The organism is Paenibacillus farraposensis (assembly GCF_020736845.1).
In the GTDB taxonomy this organism is placed as follows: Bacteria; Bacillota; Bacilli; order Paenibacillales; family Paenibacillaceae; genus Paenibacillus; species Paenibacillus farraposensis.
The window spans coordinates 27693-45672 of the sequence record NZ_JAFFQR010000015.1 but is presented as its reverse complement, the minus strand read 5'-3'; the positions used below and the strand labels follow the sequence as shown (position 1 = coordinate 45672).

21 protein-coding genes are annotated in these 17980 nt (G+C 47.4%); 12 read left to right on the top strand and 9 right to left on the bottom strand.

The genetic code is table 11. The features are described 5' to 3' along the window. The first annotated feature begins 220 nt into the window (after positions 1–220). From JO375_RS03145 to JO375_RS03135, 3 genes are all read left to right on the top strand, one after another. Positions 221–1390: an MFS transporter gene (locus JO375_RS03145; protein ID WP_229523091.1), complete on the top strand. Its 1170-nt coding sequence runs from the start codon at positions 221–223 to the stop codon at positions 1388–1390. 125 nt (positions 1391–1515) lie between these two features. Further along, positions 1516–1632: a sporulation protein YjcZ gene (locus tag JO375_RS03140; RefSeq protein ID WP_229523090.1), complete on the top strand. Its 117-nt coding sequence runs from the start codon at positions 1516–1518 to the stop codon at positions 1630–1632. A 162-nt stretch (positions 1633–1794) separates the two neighbouring features. Beyond that, positions 1795–2142, top strand: coding sequence for a toprim domain-containing protein (locus JO375_RS03135; protein WP_229523089.1), 348 nt, complete (start codon positions 1795–1797; stop codon positions 2140–2142). Between the two features lie 81 nt (positions 2143–2223). On the opposite strand, the gene cyoE is transcribed toward JO375_RS03135, so the two are convergent. Then, on the bottom strand, positions 2224–3168 hold the full coding sequence (cyoE, locus tag JO375_RS03130) for a heme o synthase (protein WP_229523088.1): 945 nt from the start codon (positions 3166–3168) through the stop codon (positions 2224–2226). A 200-nt stretch (positions 3169–3368) separates the two neighbouring features. Between cyoE and JO375_RS03125 the strand changes: the two genes are divergently transcribed. Beyond that, a complete protein-coding gene (locus JO375_RS03125; protein WP_229523087.1) occupies positions 3369–4352 on the top strand; it encodes a metal-dependent hydrolase in 984 nt (327 codons plus the stop codon). A gap of 236 nt (positions 4353–4588) precedes the next feature. Here the strand turns inward: JO375_RS03125 and JO375_RS03120 are convergent, their stop codons facing one another. Continuing rightward, positions 4589–4810: an alpha/beta-type small acid-soluble spore protein gene (locus JO375_RS03120; RefSeq protein ID WP_229523086.1), complete on the bottom strand. Its 222-nt coding sequence runs from the start codon at positions 4808–4810 to the stop codon at positions 4589–4591. Between the two features lie 119 nt (positions 4811–4929). Between JO375_RS03120 and JO375_RS03115 the strand changes: the two genes are divergently transcribed. Then, positions 4930–5097 (top strand): hypothetical protein, encoded by a 168-nt coding sequence (locus JO375_RS03115; RefSeq protein WP_229523085.1) that lies wholly within the window; start codon positions 4930–4932, stop codon positions 5095–5097. Positions 5098–5140: 43 nt separating this feature from the next. Here JO375_RS03115 and trpS read toward each other — a convergent pair whose 3' ends face one another. After that, positions 5141–6130 carry a tryptophan--tRNA ligase gene (trpS, locus tag JO375_RS03110; protein ID WP_229523084.1) on the bottom strand — a complete coding sequence of 330 codons (990 nt, stop codon included), beginning with the start codon at positions 6128–6130 and terminating at the stop codon, positions 5141–5143. A gap of 453 nt (positions 6131–6583) precedes the next feature. On the opposite strand from trpS, the gene JO375_RS03105 reads away from it, so the two are divergent. Further along, positions 6584–7549 (top strand): aldose 1-epimerase, encoded by a 966-nt coding sequence (locus tag JO375_RS03105; protein WP_229523083.1) that lies wholly within the window; start codon positions 6584–6586, stop codon positions 7547–7549. Positions 7550–7639: 90 nt separating this feature from the next. Then, entirely contained in the window at positions 7640–7882 is a 243-nt protein-coding gene (locus tag JO375_RS03100; protein ID WP_229523082.1) for an alpha/beta-type small acid-soluble spore protein, read from the top strand. Between the two features lie 121 nt (positions 7883–8003). Here JO375_RS03100 and JO375_RS03095 read toward each other — a convergent pair whose 3' ends face one another. Together JO375_RS03095 and JO375_RS03090 are read right to left on the bottom strand one after the other, a co-directional pair. Further along, on the bottom strand, positions 8004–8378 hold the full coding sequence (locus JO375_RS03095; protein ID WP_229523291.1) for an O-methyltransferase: 375 nt from the start codon (positions 8376–8378) through the stop codon (positions 8004–8006). A 287-nt stretch (positions 8379–8665) separates the two neighbouring features. Further along, positions 8666–10453 (bottom strand): M3 family oligoendopeptidase, encoded by a 1788-nt coding sequence (locus tag JO375_RS03090; protein ID WP_229523081.1) that lies wholly within the window; start codon positions 10451–10453, stop codon positions 8666–8668. Positions 10454–10549: 96 nt separating this feature from the next. Between JO375_RS03090 and JO375_RS03085 the strand changes: the two genes are divergently transcribed. Together JO375_RS03085 and JO375_RS03080 are read left to right on the top strand one after the other, a co-directional pair. Continuing rightward, complete coding sequence (locus tag JO375_RS03085; RefSeq protein ID WP_229523080.1) at positions 10550–10717, top strand: YycC family protein; 168 nt, start codon at positions 10550–10552, stop codon at positions 10715–10717. Beyond that, entirely contained in the window at positions 10717–10953 is a 237-nt protein-coding gene (locus tag JO375_RS03080) for a hypothetical protein (RefSeq protein WP_229523290.1), read from the top strand. The genes JO375_RS03085 and JO375_RS03080 overlap by 1 nt, the downstream gene beginning before the upstream one ends. Positions 10954–11046: 93 nt before the next feature. Here the strand turns inward: JO375_RS03080 and JO375_RS03075 are convergent, their stop codons facing one another. Together JO375_RS03075 and JO375_RS03070 are read right to left on the bottom strand one after the other, a co-directional pair. Beyond that, positions 11047–11757 (bottom strand): DUF2225 domain-containing protein, encoded by a 711-nt coding sequence (locus JO375_RS03075; protein ID WP_229523079.1) that lies wholly within the window; start codon positions 11755–11757, stop codon positions 11047–11049. A gap of 42 nt (positions 11758–11799) precedes the next feature. Beyond that, a complete protein-coding gene (locus JO375_RS03070; protein ID WP_229523078.1) occupies positions 11800–12177 on the bottom strand; it encodes a globin domain-containing protein in 378 nt (125 codons plus the stop codon). Between the two features lie 377 nt (positions 12178–12554). Between JO375_RS03070 and ylbJ the strand changes: the two genes are divergently transcribed. After that, on the top strand, positions 12555–13832 hold the full coding sequence (gene ylbJ / locus JO375_RS03065; RefSeq protein WP_229523077.1) for a sporulation integral membrane protein YlbJ: 1278 nt from the start codon (positions 12555–12557) through the stop codon (positions 13830–13832). 69 nt (positions 13833–13901) lie between these two features. Further along, positions 13902–14705 carry an NAD kinase gene (locus JO375_RS03060; protein ID WP_229523076.1) on the top strand — a complete coding sequence of 268 codons (804 nt, stop codon included), beginning with the start codon at positions 13902–13904 and terminating at the stop codon, positions 14703–14705. Positions 14706–14810: 105 nt separating this feature from the next. Here the strand turns inward: JO375_RS03060 and JO375_RS03055 are convergent, their stop codons facing one another. Together JO375_RS03055 and lipA are read right to left on the bottom strand one after the other, a co-directional pair. Beyond that, the gene (locus tag JO375_RS03055) at positions 14811–15710 is read right to left on the bottom strand and encodes a YutD family protein (RefSeq protein ID WP_229523075.1); all 900 of its coding nucleotides are present in this window, start codon (positions 15708–15710) and stop codon (positions 14811–14813) included. A gap of 24 nt (positions 15711–15734) precedes the next feature. Then, positions 15735–16637, bottom strand: a complete 903-nt coding sequence (gene lipA / locus JO375_RS03050) for a lipoyl synthase (protein ID WP_229523074.1) — start codon at positions 16635–16637, stop codon at positions 15735–15737. A 238-nt stretch (positions 16638–16875) separates the two neighbouring features. Between lipA and JO375_RS03045 the strand changes: the two genes are divergently transcribed. After that, positions 16876–17973 (top strand): M23 family metallopeptidase, encoded by a 1098-nt coding sequence (locus tag JO375_RS03045; protein WP_229523073.1) that lies wholly within the window; start codon positions 16876–16878, stop codon positions 17971–17973. The last annotated feature ends 7 nt before the right edge of the window (positions 17974–17980 follow it).

Genomic DNA, 17980 nt, shown 5'->3' with positions numbered 1-17980 from the left:
TACACTCCCGTTTTTTACTGCATGATTCAAAATTGCAAAATTGTCTCTGTAATTATACATGATTACGTGATGTCCTGTCAGCTTGGCACTTTTTCACTGCATATCCATTCAAGTCTTGTCTGTACAAAATGGTCTATGTTCGTCCATTCCAGCGTACAACTTAGGAAGGGCCGATACGCAGCAGCATGAAAGTTTATGTTCGGGAAAGGGGGTCATCCGCTTGAAAACAGCCCTCTGGCTGTATCTCTTTTTGTTCATTGCCTTTTTTGATCTGCATGCACAATATCCTATTCTGACACCATTCGCTATCTCCCTGGGTGCAGCACCTACCTTTATCGGCTGGATGATGGGAATTTACTCCCTGACTCACCTGCCGGGCAATTTAATGGCAGGTCCCATGGTCGACAAGCATGGCAGCCGCCGCTATATTATGTTCAGCCTGACAGTGGCAGGCATCATCCTGATCATTCAATCGTACATCCATACCCCGTGGGAATTGCTGTTTCTGCGTGCGATTAGTGGTTTTGTGCTGGCCTTTTTGTCCCCGGCCTGTCTATCGATGTTGGCGCAGCTATCCGATCATCCGGTTACACAGGGCAACTATATGTCAGGACACGGCGTCGTCCATACTTTGGCCTCTGTCCTGTCTCCCGCGGCGGGTGCGTTCATCGTAGCCAGCTTTGGCTTTAGTGAAACGTTCAGCTCCCTTGGCATCATTCTCGTAATCACGGGACTCATGGCGTATTTCACCCTGCCAAAATCGGCCCCCGCTCCGCAGGCTCAATTATCCGATGGACAGACAGCACCTTCACCACAGTCCGGGTCACAGCCACTGATACCATTCAATTGGCGTTATCTGTTCGTGCCCTTTGTTTTGGCATGTGCACAAGGCATTTTATTTTATGAGATCCCATTGCGCAATAACGGTTCGGCGTCCATAATGTCGACCGGTCTGCTATTTTCGATCATCAGTTTGGGAGCGCTCTGCACGCTCAGCCTGCTTTTTCTTAACAAATATTCGTCGATGATTCGACTGATTTGTGGCATTATTCTGATGTCCCTAAGCTTCTACGCGCTTGCCATTGTCCCCGAAGCGGTCATTGGCATTATCCTTTTTATTCTGGGAACAGCCAAAGGAATTATTTTTCCTGCCCTGGCTTCTCTCTTTATACAGCTAGGGGGTACACGCCTGGGTAAAACCTTTGCGCTGCAATCTATTGCGACGTCCATTGGCTCCTTTGCCGGGCCTGTTCTGTCAGGTCAGCTGCCAGATCATCTTTCTCCTTTTTTTATTGCGTTCTTAATACTAATGCTCGGCTTGCTGCTCATTCCGGTTCGGCGCTTATCTTCAACACCGCCACTATCTTCCCCGGGACCATATCATTCCTAGCTCGTCTGAATTATTTGCCCTATAAAGCCCAAAATGCCGAACCAAGGGCGAATGCACAGTACCATATATCCCTGATAACATAGACTATTTTGACTGAACATTTATTAGGAAGGGAGGTGCAGCCCGTGAGCCACTGCCATCCTTGCCCTACCCCCTACGCTGGATTCGGAACATCAACTGGCACCATTCTTGTTCTTTATGTTCTGCTCGTCATCATTCTCCGTACACCTTGGATCATGTAAATGTATGTTTTTACTGTTATAGCACAGCAATCATGCCTGCCGCTTCTGGCAGGCCGTTTTATTGTTTTTTTGCATGAGAACCTCATTTAGAGCTACACTATACACATATTCATTCATTTCCCGGGGAATTTCGAGCAAAGGCATCAAGCAGGGGGTGGGCAAATGGCGATCACCGTGATTGTTGAAGGAAAAAATGACCGCAGTAAACTTCGCCGACTGCTGGACTCGGAGGTCCGCATTTTATGCACCTTCGGCACTTTAAACTCTACCAAGCTGGAGTCCCTCCGCAAGCGGGCCAAACATGACGAGATATACTTATTTATGGACAATGACAGCTCGGGAAAAAAAATAAGGGGTGTGCTTGCAGACACTTTTCCGGATGCATATCATATGTATACCCGCAAAGGGTATGCTGGCGTGGAAGGCACTCCGGATGAATATGTGATTGCTCAATTGGAAAAAGCAGGGCTGGAGGAATATGTTTTATACCCTGCTGATCTCCAATTTTGAACAACAAAAAAGCTGTCCCAGGCCGTGTTTTCGCCTACTGGACAGCTAGATATCCTCTAACCAATTGTTTCAAAAATCAGGTTAGAACTTATGAACCGTATTAATAATCATCAGCAGAAAGCTGAGTGTCAGATGGTTAATGGAAAAGAAAAATACTTTTTTAGCCCAGGAATTCGTTTCTTCTTCCTTAATTGTAAAACCTTTAAAGGCATAAAATGCCCAGAGTACGGACAATAATACGGACACAATCATGAATATCAGGCCAGCATAACCATAAACGTACATGAGAATGGGTACCGGAATCAGCAGCACAATATAAGGAATCATTTGAATTTTGGTCCGATGAATGCCCTTCACGACTGGCAATAATGGAAATCCTGCTGCACGATATTCCTCGACTCTGCGAATTGCAAGTGCCCAGAAGTGAGGCGGCTGCCATAAGAACAACAAAGCGAATAGGAGCCAGGCACCCATATCAATACGACCGGAAGCAGCCACATAGCCGATTACCGGAGGCATTGCACCTGAAATACCACCGATGGATGTACTCCATGTGGATGAGCGCTTCAGCCATAGTGTATAAATACCGACGTAAACGACCATGCCAAGTATCCCCAGTAATCCTGCCTTGATACCGGAAAAGGAGAACAGCACAGCCAGTCCGGCAATGCCTAAAATAATGGCGTATGAAAGCACCGTCGTAGGGGTCAGGCGTCCTGTCGGCAGCGAACGATTACGCGTACGCTCCATCTTCAGGTCCAGCTCGCGATCAAAATAGTTGTTAAAGACGCAAGAAGACGCCATAACCAGCATTGTGCCTAAAAGTGTAAGAATTAACTTTATATAGTCAACGTCCCATTGCGATGCTAACCAGAATCCACCAAAGGCCGCAACCAGATTTGTACGAAGAATGCCTGGCTTGGTGACTGTAATAAAATCTTTCCATGTGCCTGCTTTGCCGGGTGGTTTAGATTGTACTGAATAGGTAGCCGCATCCGAAGAAGTCTTAAAACTAATATTATTCATTGTGAGTAACTCCCCCTTAGAGATATATGAATTCGGGAGTAAGTTGAACTCCGATATAAATTTTATCATACACCACCCTTAAAAAGTTTGACAGAAAACGCACAAAACGTTCACAATTGGGCGCTAATCGCCCCTGCTAATCGTTTACAGAAAATTTGGGTAGTAATAAGTACAGGATATAGTCAAAAGGAGCGACAGATATGGATACAGCCACACACTTTGTCATGGGAATTGGGTTGGCCGGGCTGGCCTACACTGATCCTGCCGTCGCCGAAGATCCAAAATTGGCGGCAGTCATTCTGATCGCTACGGTCGTAGGGTCACAAGCTCCGGATTTTGATACCCTGTTTCGCTTAGAGAACAATGCTGCCTACATTCGCAATCACCGTGGAATGTCACATTCCATTCCCTTCTGGCTGATATGGATCTTGTCCATAACGGGACTAATTAGCCTTATCTTCAGCGATGTGTCCACAAGCCATGTGGCACTCTGGGTAACGATTGCCGTCTGTCTTCATGTATTCACCGATTTGTTCAATACGTATGGGACACAGGCATTCCGGCCTTTTACGCAAAAGTGGATATCATGGAATATCATCCACATCTTTGATCCCTTTATTTTCGGCACTCACATTGCTGCAATTATGCTGTGGATCACCGGACTGATCCCGCCCGCCCCCTTATTTATTACACTGTACGCCGCGATCGGCCTGTATTACGTCTGGCGTACCTGGAGTCACTTTCGTCTCGAAAAAAGGGTGCATAATATGGACAATGAGCGCCAAAAAGGCGATACCTATTACATCATCCCCACTGTTTCATGGAACCGGTGGCATGTCGTAAAAGCTCATCAGAATGGAAGTTATGATATTGGCGGATTGCATCGAAAACGTCTCTTCTGGAAGAAACATGCCGTTCCATCCACACATCCGGCTGCAGAAGCCTCCAAATCATACCGTGATGTTCAGGCATTTCGCTATTTTTCCTCCTTTGCTGTTGCCGAGGTGGAGGAACGGGAATGGGGCTACATTGTGCGATGGGCAGACGTGAGGTATCATCACCGGAGACAATACCCATTCGTCGCCGTTGCCGTGATGAATAAGCAGTTCGGACTGATCGACAGCTATATCGGTTGGCTCAGTCACGAAAAGATGGAAAAACGTCTCTCCCCTCATATGAATTAAAGATGGTTTACAGGTTATAGTGCACACAGCAAACAGCAAGTCTCCAATATCAAAGGAGACCTGCTGTTTGCTGTGTGTATAAAACCGCAATGAAAGCGCCCTCTTGACGAAGCAGACTTGTGTGCTTCACAATGGTCATAAGCCATGCGCGCAAAAAATCCGGAGCATGATTGCTCCGGATTTTCATCATCACAGTTGCTCATAATACAACTTCCAAGATGGAATGCTTATGTGTATTACTGCATTTGGCTGCTGCCAGACAAGGATTGCTCTGCTTGTTGGACCAGCTTCTTCGTGATGTATCCCCCAAGTGATCCGGTTTCGCGGGAAACGACATTCCCAAAGTAACCGTCCTGAGGGATGGTGATGCCCAGTTCTTGAGCGGCCTCATATTTTAATTGTTGTAAAGCGGCGTTGGCCTGCGGCACTTGCAGGTTGTTTGAACGACGTCTGCTCATATTTGAATCTCCTTTCAGTTCTTTGTGAGTGAGGTTCATTGCAAGCTTGCAAGATTATTATGGCTCGCTTACACCTGCTTATTCCTGAAATTCAACATTCGAGGCTGGAGGTTTTTGCCATGAGCAAAGGTTTATCCCTATGGTTCGCCGTTTCATCCATTGTACTGCTGACGGCAGCCGCTATATCGATTAGTTACTCCGCATGGTTAGCCATTTTACTTGGATTTTTATCTGTAGGCAACATTGGCTGGGGCTTTGTGATCAAGGCCCGTCAGCGCCGCTCCTAGCCGATCTGACCGTGCATCTGATTGCGCTGACTGTCGTATGCTTTTAACGCAAACGGGGTAGAAAGCCCATGCGCTCTTTGACTGCAGTCAGCGTGAATTCAGCCGCTTCCCGCGCTCGCTCTGAGGACTGGGCCAAAATCCGTCCAATCTCACCGGATTCCCGGATGTCACGATATCGCTGCTGAATAGGCTCCAGCGTGGCTACAAGAGCCTCTCCCAGTTCCTTTTTGAACGCTCCATACATTTGGCCTTCAAAGCGATCCTGTACTTCCTGAAGCGACAAACCGGTACATTGGCTGTAAATGCCCATCAGATTGCTAATTTCCGGTTTACCTGCCGGATCATATCTTACTTCGCTGCCGGAATCGGTGGTAGCGCGGCTGATTTTTTTGCTTATAATCTTCGGATCGTCCAGCAAAGCAATATAGCTGCCGGGATTCGGGTTGCTCTTGCTCATTTTTTTGGATGCATCGTCCAGAGACATAATTCTTGCCCCTACTTCAGGGATATAAGGTTCGGGAACCGTAAAGTACTCTCCATAACGGTGATTAAAACGTCCTGCCAAATCACGTGTCAGCTCCAAATGCTGTTTTTGATCTTCACCTACCGGGACAAGATCCGCATTGTATAGCAAGATGTCTGCTGCCATCAGCGACGGATATACGAACAAGCCCGCTCCTACAGATTCCTTGCCAGCCGCCTTGTCCTTAAACTGAGTCATACGTTCCAGTTCGCCCATATTCGTCAGCGTTGTCATTAACCATCCCAATTCCGCATGCTGAGGAACATGGGATTGCAAGAAGACGTTGGATTTCTCCGGGTTAATGCCTGCTGCAATAAATAGTGCCGCCACTGCCTCTGACTGTTCGCGCAATTGAGCCGGCTCCTGCGGTACGGTAATCGCATGAAGGTCTACGACCATAAAATAGCATTGGTGATCATCTTGCAGTCTGACGAAGTTTTTCATCGCACCGATATAATTGCCCAAAGTAAGCTGTCCGCTGGGCTGAATACCTGAAAGTACAGTTTTCATGGTTATCCTTCCTCCTGAGATTGGATTCATTTGAAACACAAAAAAGCCTCGCATCCTCAAGGGACGCGAGACCGTGGTACCACCCTTATTCATTGCCTGCAGCTTCTCGGGACATGCCCCTGACCGCCTGCAATCTTAAAGCTCCGTTAACGGGGAGCAATCGGCCGTCATACTGAGGATGGTCACATCCTGTTCTGTGCGGCACTCCGAGGTCCATTCAGCAATGCGGGCTCACCGGTTCTCATCTGCCACCGGCTTTCTGAAGAGCTTGCGCGAAGCTTACTTGTCCTCATCATCGCGTTATCCATGTCATTACTTTCTAAATTACATTTAATGATAAATCCGTATAATGTTATTGTCAAATGACGATTGTACCCTGCACCCAAAAATCTGTTATCATAATGGCACAAGGCAAAGCTTCAACCGATTATAGTGGACAAAGGAGCATGGAAAATGAAACAAGTGACCAAAGAACACTGGAACGGTTACGACACGTATGTTTTACATAGCCCTGAACTGGAAGTTACGATGATTCCCCGTCTCGGGAATAATATCATTTCAGTACGTGATCTGAAGCTGAACCGGGACATCGTACGCCGTCCCGCCGAGGAAGAATTGGCTTTTTATTTACAAAAGCCTTATCATTTTGGCCTGCCGATTTTGATCCCTCCTGGCCGAATCCGCAAGGGTCAATTTGAGTTTGACGGCATTTCCTATCCATTCGATCGAAATACAGCCAATGACAATCACATACACGGTCTGCACCGCAATCAAGCTTGGTGCTGCAGTGATATTGAAGAGGATGAGGATGGTTGCAGCGTAACTACCGAGCTGCTGACAGAAAGTGACCCGCATTGGATGGAGCAGTTCCCTATTCCTTTGCGTCTGGAAATGACTTACCGCTTACAGGGACCTATATTAAGCCAGACACTGCAAGTCACGAATTTGGGTGAAAAAGCAGCTCCATTCGGTCTGGGATATCACACCTGGTTTATGGTGGATGGAGAACCCGGGCGCTGGAGCCTGAAGCTGCCTGTAAACGGAGTATATGAACAGGATGCCGAACAGCTCCCTACAGGTGTTATTACTCCTTTGAATGACTTGGAACAGCTCCCTTCGGGGCTTTCGCTGAAAGGCACGAATTTGGATACCCTGTTACGGGCTTCCGAAGGCCCTGCTGAAGCGCTATTGACTAGAGATGACGGTTATCAAATTCACTATACAGCAGATGAGCATTACTTTAAGTACTGGGTTTTGTATACGAAAGGTGAATGCGATCAATATTTCTGCATTGAACCTTATACCTGGCTGCCTGATGCTCCCAATTTACCTGATCCTGCCGGACAAGGCGGATTGATTCGTCTGGAGCCCCGGCAATCCATCAGCCTCAAAACTCAACTTTATATACAACAACCATAATTTCTCTTTTTATACTTCCGTTCCTTCGGCGCATATTTTCATAACACTGTCACATACTAAGCTTATCACAGCCGAAGGAGGTGACTACACATGTATGAAGCCAATCAAAGCAGAGGTCGTCGCAACAATAGCAATACGCTGATCGTTCCTCAAGCCAACAACGCGCTGCAACAATTGAAATATGAAGCTGCGCAAGAACTGGGCATCACCATTCCGGCAGACGGTTACTATGGTGATATGCCATCCCGTGAAGCTGGTTCTCTCGGGGGCTATATCACTAAACGCTTAGTACAACTGGCCGAACAGCAATTATCAGGCCGTTCAGGTCAATAAGCGTCATTATTCCACATGAGCAATCCGTTTATCGTCATTTAACAAAATGCGTTATGATCGGTATACAGCAAAGGCGGTTTTCCAATGGAAAACCGCCTTTGCTTCGCTCTTGTATGGAGAGTTATTCCGAATTCGCCTTTCGGTATGTAGGCTTGTTATAACGGATCATAAGATTCGCCATATTATAATTCGACTCCAGCGTAGCATCCACCAGAATAATCCCCTGTCTGACGGCAAAATCGAAAGCAATTTCGCCATGTGTCCAGCTGCGCTTGTGATCTAGTGTTTCCAAAGCCATACGTCGAAACTCTTCACGATGCTTTGCAGACAATCCTGGCTCTACTGCTGTGAATGTGCCGCCTTTCCCTGCAATTGGATTATGCCTGATTCCGAATTTTCCAATCACATTGTTGCGTATTTGTACAAATACGGTGCCTGACGACAAACCGGCCAATTCATGATCCAATTCTTTAAAAACAATATCCAGCTGCCTCATTAACGAAAATTGATCCAAATTACTCACCACAAAATTCCTCCTATACACCTTTTTTTGAATTATTAATAGGTCTTTCGACTCGATTATATGTGAATATTTTTAAGTTTACAACCATTTTAAACATAAATAGGTATTTATTACTATTTTTTAAATAAATCCATTAATTTAAATTTCACCAACAGGTAATATCGATAATACTTCGACATATTGTGACGTCTTTCTTCATCTTCTGCGATGAATGCAAAACAGGCCTCCTTTTGAGGAGACCTGCTTAAAGCGGATATCTTTTATTCCGTCATCTGCAAAAATTGCTCAATATCTTGAACGGTGACTTGCGCGGCATTCCGCCAGAAATCAGCCTGTGTTAAATCAGCGCCCAAATGTTTGGCTGCCAATTTTTCCACCGTCATACGGCCTGTATCACGCAGCAAAGCATCGTATTGGTCTGCAAAGCCATCAGGATTATTCTTCGCAAAAGCGTAAATCCCTGCACTGAACATGTACCCGAATGTATAAGGGAAGTTGTAGAAAGGTGTGTTCGTAATGTAGAAATGCAGCTTCGATGCCCAAAGATGAGGGTGCACTTCGTTCAGAACTCCGCTGAACGCTTCCCGCTGTGCTTCCTCCATTAACTCGCTCAGCTGCTGCGCTCCTACCACCCCTTTTTTCCGCAATTCGTAAAAACGGGTTTCAAACAGGAAACGGGCATGAATGTTCATAAAGAAGGCCACACCACGCTGGATTTTGTCCTCCAGCAAAGCTACCTTTTCCTGCCCCTCGGCGGCTTCCAGCAAAGCATCCGACACAATAAGTTCTGCCAGCGTAGACGCCGTCTCAGCCACGTTCATGGCATAATTTTGATTGAGCGGGTGCAATTCATTCATTACATGCTGGTGATAACCATGTCCAAGTTCATGGGCCAGTGTCGAAACGTTGGACGCTGATCCTGCATAGGTCATAAAAATCCGGGTCTCTTGGCTTAATGGCAAAGATGTGCAGAAACCTCCAGGACGTTTGCCTTGACGATCCTCTGCTTCGATCCAGCTTTTCTCAAAAGCCATTTGGGCAAAATCAGCCATTCTGGAACTAAATTTGCCAAATTGCTCGACAATCGTAACAGCTGCGTCGTCGTAAGGGATTTTGGTCGTCGATGCTCCCAAAGGAGCCTCCACGTCATGCCAGGACAGCTTATCTAAACCAAGCAGCTTTGCCTTTCGCTCCAAATATTTGACCAGGACAGGCTTCGTTTCATTGATAACCTGCCACATGGTATCCAGCGTCTGCCCCGACATACGGCTGATTTCGAGCGGCTCCTTAAGTACGTCTGTCCAGCCGCGGTTTTCATACAGCTTGAGACGGAAGCCTGCCAGGTGATTCAGCGTATCCGCACAATAGTCCTCCACCTGCGTCCACGCCTCTTCCCAACGTGCAAACACCTTCTGACGCACACTGCGGTCCGGTTCATCCAATTTATTAGCTGCCTGCCCTACAGACAGATTTACGATCTCACCGTTCTCTGGTATAGGAATCGTCATATTTTTAACAATGGTGTCATAAAAATCACCCCAGCCGTGGTAGCCATCCACAGCCAAATCCAATGCAAGGCCCTCCAGCTCAGGTGCCATTTTTTCACGCGCTTCGTTTCGATATTCAGTCAGAACAAATGAAATCGGCTTGATGGCTTCCCGCTCCATCCACTTTTGCCATAGTTCTTCACTGGTTTGTGCCAGCAGGTTCTGGAAAGATACCAAGGCACTTTTCCCTTGTGCGTACAGCGTATTCACGCGTGCCCCCAGTTGGACAGCCAGCTTGTCGTGTTGGTTTTGTGCAGTTAGACAAGAGACGAAGGACATTGCCTGTGACGCTCCGTTAAACAACTCCTGCATGCTATTCAGCACACTGTCCAGCTGCTCGGTATCCAATAACGTTTGCGGTATTTTGGCTGTTTTGAGCTGGGATTGCAGCTGTTGGACTTTACCCTCCAAGTCCTCCAAAAATGCATGGAATGAGGCAGAGGAGGAGCCTCCGCTGAATATAGATTCCAGATCCCATGTTTGCTTTAACGGCGTTTTCATAATAGTTCCACCTTTCTTTTGGCGAATTTATGTAGTTTCATATACAATTAAGCTACATCGTGATGATAAAATCACTACAATTGGGAGGAATACAGAATGAGACCCTTACAAATCTCGCCGGAAACGGCTGTGAAATTATCCGAAAAGCTTGGCATTCCGCTGGAACACCTTATGCATACACCCCAGCACATTTTAATGCAGAAGCTGGCCGAACTGGCTAAAGAAGATACTGCTGACCCGAACGGCGGAAAGTCGAACAAATGATGATTCCTTTTGAAAAAACCTGGCCTTATGACATTGTCATGGGAGACATTTATGTACAGTCTTGTCCGTTTTGTGATCATGAGAATGTTTTGCTGCCCCTGAAGACAAAAGAACTAAAGCTTATTCATGAAGGGATGAAAAAGCTGCTTGTGTTCCCTTGCTGTCATAACAAGGTTACTTTGGTGGATTGTGACGCTGATTATTTGCTGTCAGATACCACTCTCCGCCGCCATTAATCCACCGAGGCAGTGGTAAGATAAGGTAGCCTGTCCTACAAACAAGGTGTGAACCATGAGCCTGAATTGGCCATAGTACACACCTTTCTTTTTTCACGAGGAGGTTGCGTCCTGCATTTCCTCTGGCAGATTGATATCCTTAGCCAGCATTTGCTCACGGAGTACAGTCCATTGTTCACGGGATGCCCGAATCATGGCCGCATCCATAATTTTCTTGTCATTAATGACACGCGAAAACCAGCGTACCGCTTCGTTAAAATTGCCTATGCGCCGATTCAGCTCTCCAATCAGATAGAGCAGCTTCGCATTATTCGCTCCGACACCTTCCAGCTCATACACCCGGATATAGGCATCCAGACTAAATTGGAGAAAACGAAGCTCCTGCTCCTCATTTCCCTGGTATCGATACATCCATGCAATATGCTGCAACAAACTGGCGATCACCCGGTCCTTTTCACCGATAACCTGCGCGCAGAGTAAAGCCAGTTTATACGTTTCTAACGCAACTTCCCAGCTGCGGTGACCGGCATATTCACGGGACTGCCACCGATTACCAATTTTGTCCTTAAAAAGCTTGCTTTGCAGACTGCTTAATTGAACGATAGAATGCTCTGTTGAGGTAAATCCGCAATGGGGACAGACCCGCACGACGTAAAAATCGGGATTTTCATTTTTGTAATATGCACAAAAATCCGAATCCGTGCGAATGGCCTTTTTCAGGCTTGGTCTGACACGGGAGGTCTTAAATTCTTGCTCACAATGCGGACAAACGATATTGATCTGATACAACGGTTCCAGTTCCAATGTGTATACAACCCTCTCCAAAATTCAGCAATTTCCGTAAGCTTACGGGGTATTTACAAAATGATGCGCAGGACCCGACAAACGATTAAGTATGATGGAACGAAGCGGCTCCTCAATGCCGACATCCGTTAACGCATCCGCCATACAAGACAACCATGCTTCTGCTCGCTCCTCTGTTACAGGAAACTTCATGTGTCTGGCACGTAACATCGGATGGCCATATGCATCGGAAAACAGGGACGGTCCACCAAAAAATTGGCTCAAAAACATGAACTGCTTTTCCTTGATCGGCTCCATATCCGCAGGAAACAGGGGACTTAACAACGGATCTTTATAAACTCTCGGGTAAAAGGTCTCAATAATAGCACGAATACCTTCCGCACCCCCAAGGTTGTCATAAATGCTCAGGCTAGGATTCACTTTTCCTCCAACTTTCTGTGCTATGGTAATAAATATATACCCGTATTATAACAAAAAACAAAAAATGACGCTAAAAATAAGCGTCATCTTAATAATCTATACGACTGTATCATTATATGACTAATAACTTCGCCAATCCTCTTCACCGGGATGGACACGAGAGACACGAATAACATACACGAAAGCACATACAAGCAAACCGGCAACGATACTCATCCTGATCACTCCATCCTAAAGGTTATGGATCGTTGTTTTCCTATTCTAACATACTTTTTACAAAATTACAGCATGTTATGCAATCGCTTTCTTCATTTTTTTGTACTGTTTGTCCATCTCCGACATAGGAATATTAATACATCCCCAAAGGAGGAGCTTCTATGTCGCTGTACCGTCGCTACTCACTTCCTTTGTCCATTCTTATGCTGCTATCCCTGTTTGTGCTTATGGTCGCATACCCGCAATCTTCTCTGAATGCCGGACTTCGCGGTCTTGCCATTTGGTGGGACGTGTTATTCCCGTCGTTATTCCCGTTTTTTGTAATCTCCGAACTGCTTCTCGGTTTCGGCATTGTTCATTTTATTGGCGCGCTGCTGGACCCGCTAATGCAGCCTCTATTTCGTGTACCTGGCTGTGGAGGTTTCGTCGCTGCGGTCAGCTGTGCATCCGGCTACCCGATTGGGGCTAAATTAACAGCCAAGCTGTGGGAACAAAAATGGATCACGCGCATTGAAGGAGAGCGTCTAGTCGCATTTACGACCTCCTCTGATCCCATCTTTCTGATCGGCGCGGTATCCGTCGGCTTCTTCCATCAGCCGGAAATTGCGCTCGTGCTAGGCGCAGCCCATTACGGTGGCGTGCTGATCATCGGTCTGCTCATGCGCTTCCACGGTGCCCGTGATACACATGGCGGGCAAGCTGAACCAGCATCCGCCAGCACTGCGGATGTAAAGACCAGCACGCCGTCTGCACACCGTCTCGGGCACCTCCGCCAAGCGCTATATGCGATGCATGCAACGCGCCTGGAAGATGGGCGTCCGTTAGGCGAGCTGCTCCGTGAGGCAATTGCCTCTTCCCTGCGTCTTATTATTGTCGTAGGGGGGCTGGTTGTATTCTTCTGCGTTATTTTGGAGGCGTTGACGAATTCCGGCTTAATGAGCGTGCTTCATTGGCTTACGGCAAGTTTACTGACTGCGTGCGGCCTTCCCTCTACGTTAACAGAGTCCATTGTGGGCGGGATCTTCGAGGTCACTTTAGGAGCGCAAGCCGCGGGGAGGGCCACAGGAGTGGCGTTACCGTTCAAAGTAGCCGCAGCAGCTTTTGTTCTTTCCTGGGGCGGGCTGTCCGTTCATGCGCAAGTCGCAAGTATTTTAAATATGACGAACCTGCGATATATACCGTTTTTGCTGGCTCGGGCTGCGCACGGTGTCATCTCGGCGATGCTGGCTCTCCTATTATGGCGTCCGCTCATGGGTCAAGGAAACACGCCGGTGTTTGCTCCGCTATACACCTTTTCCTGGTCCCCCGCCTTCTCGCCAACCATACTGTTGCAAGGCCTGGTGTTCTTTGGCTGTCTACTGGCAGGGATGCTGACTCTCTCCTGCTTGAGCATGGGGGCAAGTTACCTATTTGCGTGGTTGAAAAGAGCATACAGGTAATGAACGATTGTGTTCTTGCGCATAATTGATTATGATCGGTATATACCCATGACAAAGGAGCTTTTCATCTTGAGATATTATGTTCTGGATCGCGGGGATCAGCACTCCATGGACTTGAGTCAGCAATTTCACCGTCTTGCCCAAGAAAAGAATTTCAAGCTGGATGCCGAATCGCCGGAAATCGTCGTGTCTATTGGAGGCGATGGTACGATGCTTCATGCGTTCCATACCTTCATCGACCAGATTCCGGATATTGCCTTTGTTGGTGTACATACCGGTCATCTGGGCTTTTACGCTGATTGGCATGCGGACGAGTTGGAGGAGCTAATCCACCTGATGAGCCAAAGCGGAACGAAAGGGCTGCTTAGCCCAAGAATCGTCAAGTATCCGCTGGTTGAGCTGGAGATTCACAAAAAGTCTGGAAATGCCTCTTTTATCGCCCTAAACGAGTTTACGTTAAAAGGGGTGGATGGTACTGTTGTTGCCCAGGTTGATATTAACGATATTACGTTTGAAATGTTCCGTGGTGACGGCATATGTGTGTCGACCCCTTCTGGGACGACGGCCTATAATAAAGCGCTCGGCGGAGCGATGGTTCATCCTACCATCGAAGCAATACAATTAACTGAGATCGCTTCCATCAATAACCGTGTTTATCGGACACTGGGATCACCCTTGCTGCTGCCCAAACACCATCATTGTGATATTTTTTCGCGAAAAGATCAGCGTCTTTTGCTGACTATCGATCACTTGAACTTTCCTGTGGATGATCTGATCTCTGTTCGCTGTCAGGTCTCAAGTCAAAAAATCAGCTTTGCCCGATATCGCCCTTTCCCCTTCTGGGATCGGGTACGCAACGCTTTTCTTAACTAAAACCTGTAAAAGAGCCGATTATGGCTCTTTTTTATGTAGCATTTGCATAATTCGATTCCCAACGCTCAAAGGTACAATAATTACAAACAAAACGGTTCCTGAAAATCAGGAACCGTTTTGTTGTGGAGCTATGAATGTTTTATTCTTTTGGCTCGCCTCAGCTCTTTCGGCTCTGACAGCAGATCCTGCCTGACGCTGGCCTTCGGAATCACGTGGAGCACGGGTTGGCCGCCACTCCCTGTTTTCCTTGGATTGACGTTCAAAACGTGACCCACGGGATTCTTTTTTATTGAAATTCCCTTGCTGACGTTGTCTCCGCGGCTCACGGGCTGGCTGTCCTTCTGCCGGATTGCGTCCTTCCTTTGCATCACGCGGTTCTCTAGGGTGACGCGACTCACGCTGCCGATTTCCTTCACGATCTTCTCGCGGCGGACGACTTTCACGAGCTTCACGTGTCTGCCGCTCACGGGTCTCCGGGGCATCCTTCGACTCCTGGCGCTCCAACTCGCGTGATTCACGTACCACTTCGCGCGTCTGCTCCACTTTCGGCTCCTGAACTGCGCTCAAATCCTGCTGCTGAGTTTGCCGCCACTCCCGCTCTCCGGTCGTTTCCGGCAATCCCGCTTGCCTGTCTTCATGTTCCAGCTTTTGAACTTGTTCCGTTTGAGCATCTACCAACTGTTGGATGTCCGGGGTAACCGATTCTTCATTGATTCCGTTCTTGTTGACCACTTCACGGCTTTTTTGCAGCACAAAATAAGCACAGCCAAAATTGCAGTATTCATTAATGTAATCGTCCAGTACCACTATGGATGTATCCTTATTTGCCTTGGGGTGCCCCTCTCGGTAAAAGCCCTTTAGACGCAGCTGATTGTAACCCCAATCGCCAATAATAAAATCATAGCGGTCCAACACTTCACTATATCGATCACGAAACGCTTCGGGATTCCACCCGTTCTTGTGATCCTTCACTACTTCATAATTCTTGCCACCGATTTGGAACAAGTTAATCTGACCGCCTTTCCCGGATCAAGCCTGCGAAAGGTTGCCTTCTTCCTTATGCCGAGCAGCAGATTTTACCTGCTCATGCGCTTGGTAGGAACTGCGGACCATCGGACCGGATTCTACGTGGCTGAACCCCCGTTGTAATCCCTCTTCCTTCAACTTCGCAAAATCTTCCGGTGGATAATATTTTTGCACATACAAATGTTTCTCGGACGGTTGCAAATATTGCCCTATTGTCAAAATATCACAATCAATTTTACGCAGATCATCCATGGCCTGCAAGATCTCGTCCCACTCTTCTCCAACACCCAGCATAATGCTTGATTTGGTCGGGATGGACGGATTCAATTGCTTCGCACGTTGGAGTAACTCCAGAGAGCGACGGTATTTTGCCTTGGCCCGTACTTTGTCGGACAAGCGCTCCACTGTTTCAATATTATGATTCAAAATATCCGGCTTGGCATCCATGACGATCCGCAGGGATTCAATATCACCCATAAAATCGGGAATCAATACTTCCACACTGCAAAAAGGCAAACGGCGGCGAATGGCACGGACCGTTTCTGCAAATATGGTGGCCCCCCCATCTTTCAAATCATCACGGGCCACACTGGTTACTACACAGTGCTTCAAGTTCATTTTTTCGGCTGCTTCCGCAACACGTTCAGGCTCTTGCAAGTCCAGCTCCGTAGGCATTCCCGTATTCACTGCGCAAAAACGGCACGCACGTGTACAGATATCACCCAAAATCATAAATGTAGCTGTCCTGTTGGCCCAGCATTCATATATATTAGGGCATCGTGCCTCCTCACATACGGTGTGTAATGTCTTTGAACGCATCATGCTCTTGATTTCCTGGTAGCTATCACCTGTTGTAAGTTTAATACGAATCCAGTCGGGCTTTGCTTCCTTCACTTTTCTAGACAATGGAATAAACCTTCTTTCTATAAGCTTAAGCTGTCATTGCCATACATTATAACATGAAAGCGATGTAAAAACCCCCATTCATTTTTCCCTTTTTGATATGACATTGATCTGAAAAAGTAAATCTTGTATGGATAAAAGCACCGAATATCGCTCAATCTAAGCAAAAAACGCCCTCATGCCATGATTTTAGGTCCGGAATTTCCCATGGCATCATGTCATCTATAGGAGGTTGGTTCATGTGCCTTACCCTAAGCGGACAGCCCGTGCTGTTCGTCTGTTATCGCTGCTGCTATGCGCTATTACACTGACAACATCCTGTCCGCTTCCTGCTCATACCTTTGCCAGGTACCTGCAGCCATCATCATCCCAGAATACCCCGAAGGATGCTTCACATTCCAAATCTTCATTGTATACGTCCAGGCTGGCTTTGTATCAATCCATTGAAGCCCTGACCGGGATTCCTTGGTACAGGCTGGCTGCGATCGATCAATATGAACGTACGCTTACAGTGGCCCATCCCAAAGACCGCAAGCATGCGGAGCGGATCACAGGTATTTTTATTACGGGACCTGTCTGGTCCGGTCTGATGAACCCTGATTCGAAGGATCAAAATCCACACTCCATTGAAATGTTTTCCGGACTGGGACAAGACGGCTCAGGTGACGGAATCGCGAGCCGCGATAATGACAGGGATCTACTCTTTAGCCTCGCTTCATATCTCGGTAAATATGGGAACACTGAGGATGAATTTGGTATTGCTGTATGGGAATATTACCACAACACCCGTGCAGTTCAAAGAGTCCAGCAGTTTGCCAAGCTGTATCGGACATATGGCAGGCTGGATCTTGGCAAGCATGCCTTCCCGCTTCCCTTGGGTAGCATTTACAGCTACCGCAGCACTTGGGGCAGTAGCCGCAGCTGGGGTGGTTACCGTATACATGAGGGAACTGATCTGTTTGCTGGCTATGGAGTTCCGGTTCGCAGCACCTGCTATGGTGTAGTCGAAATGAAGGGCTGGAATCCATTCGGAGGATGGCGAATCGGCATTCGCGATCTCAACAACCGCTACCACTACTATGCACATCTCTCCGGCTTTGACAAAACTGTTCGCAACGGAGATATTGTCACCCCCGGTCAGACAATTGGCTGGGTCGGAAGCTCAGGCTACGGGAAACCCGGTACCCAAGGCAAGTTTCCACCGCATCTCCACTATGGTATATATCGGGACAGCGGCTGGACAGACTGGTCCTTTGATCCATACCCGTTATTAAGACAGTGGGAACAAGCCGAACACAAAGCCCTCAAAACAGGCAAGACAAAAAGGACCTCCTCGTAAGGTCTTT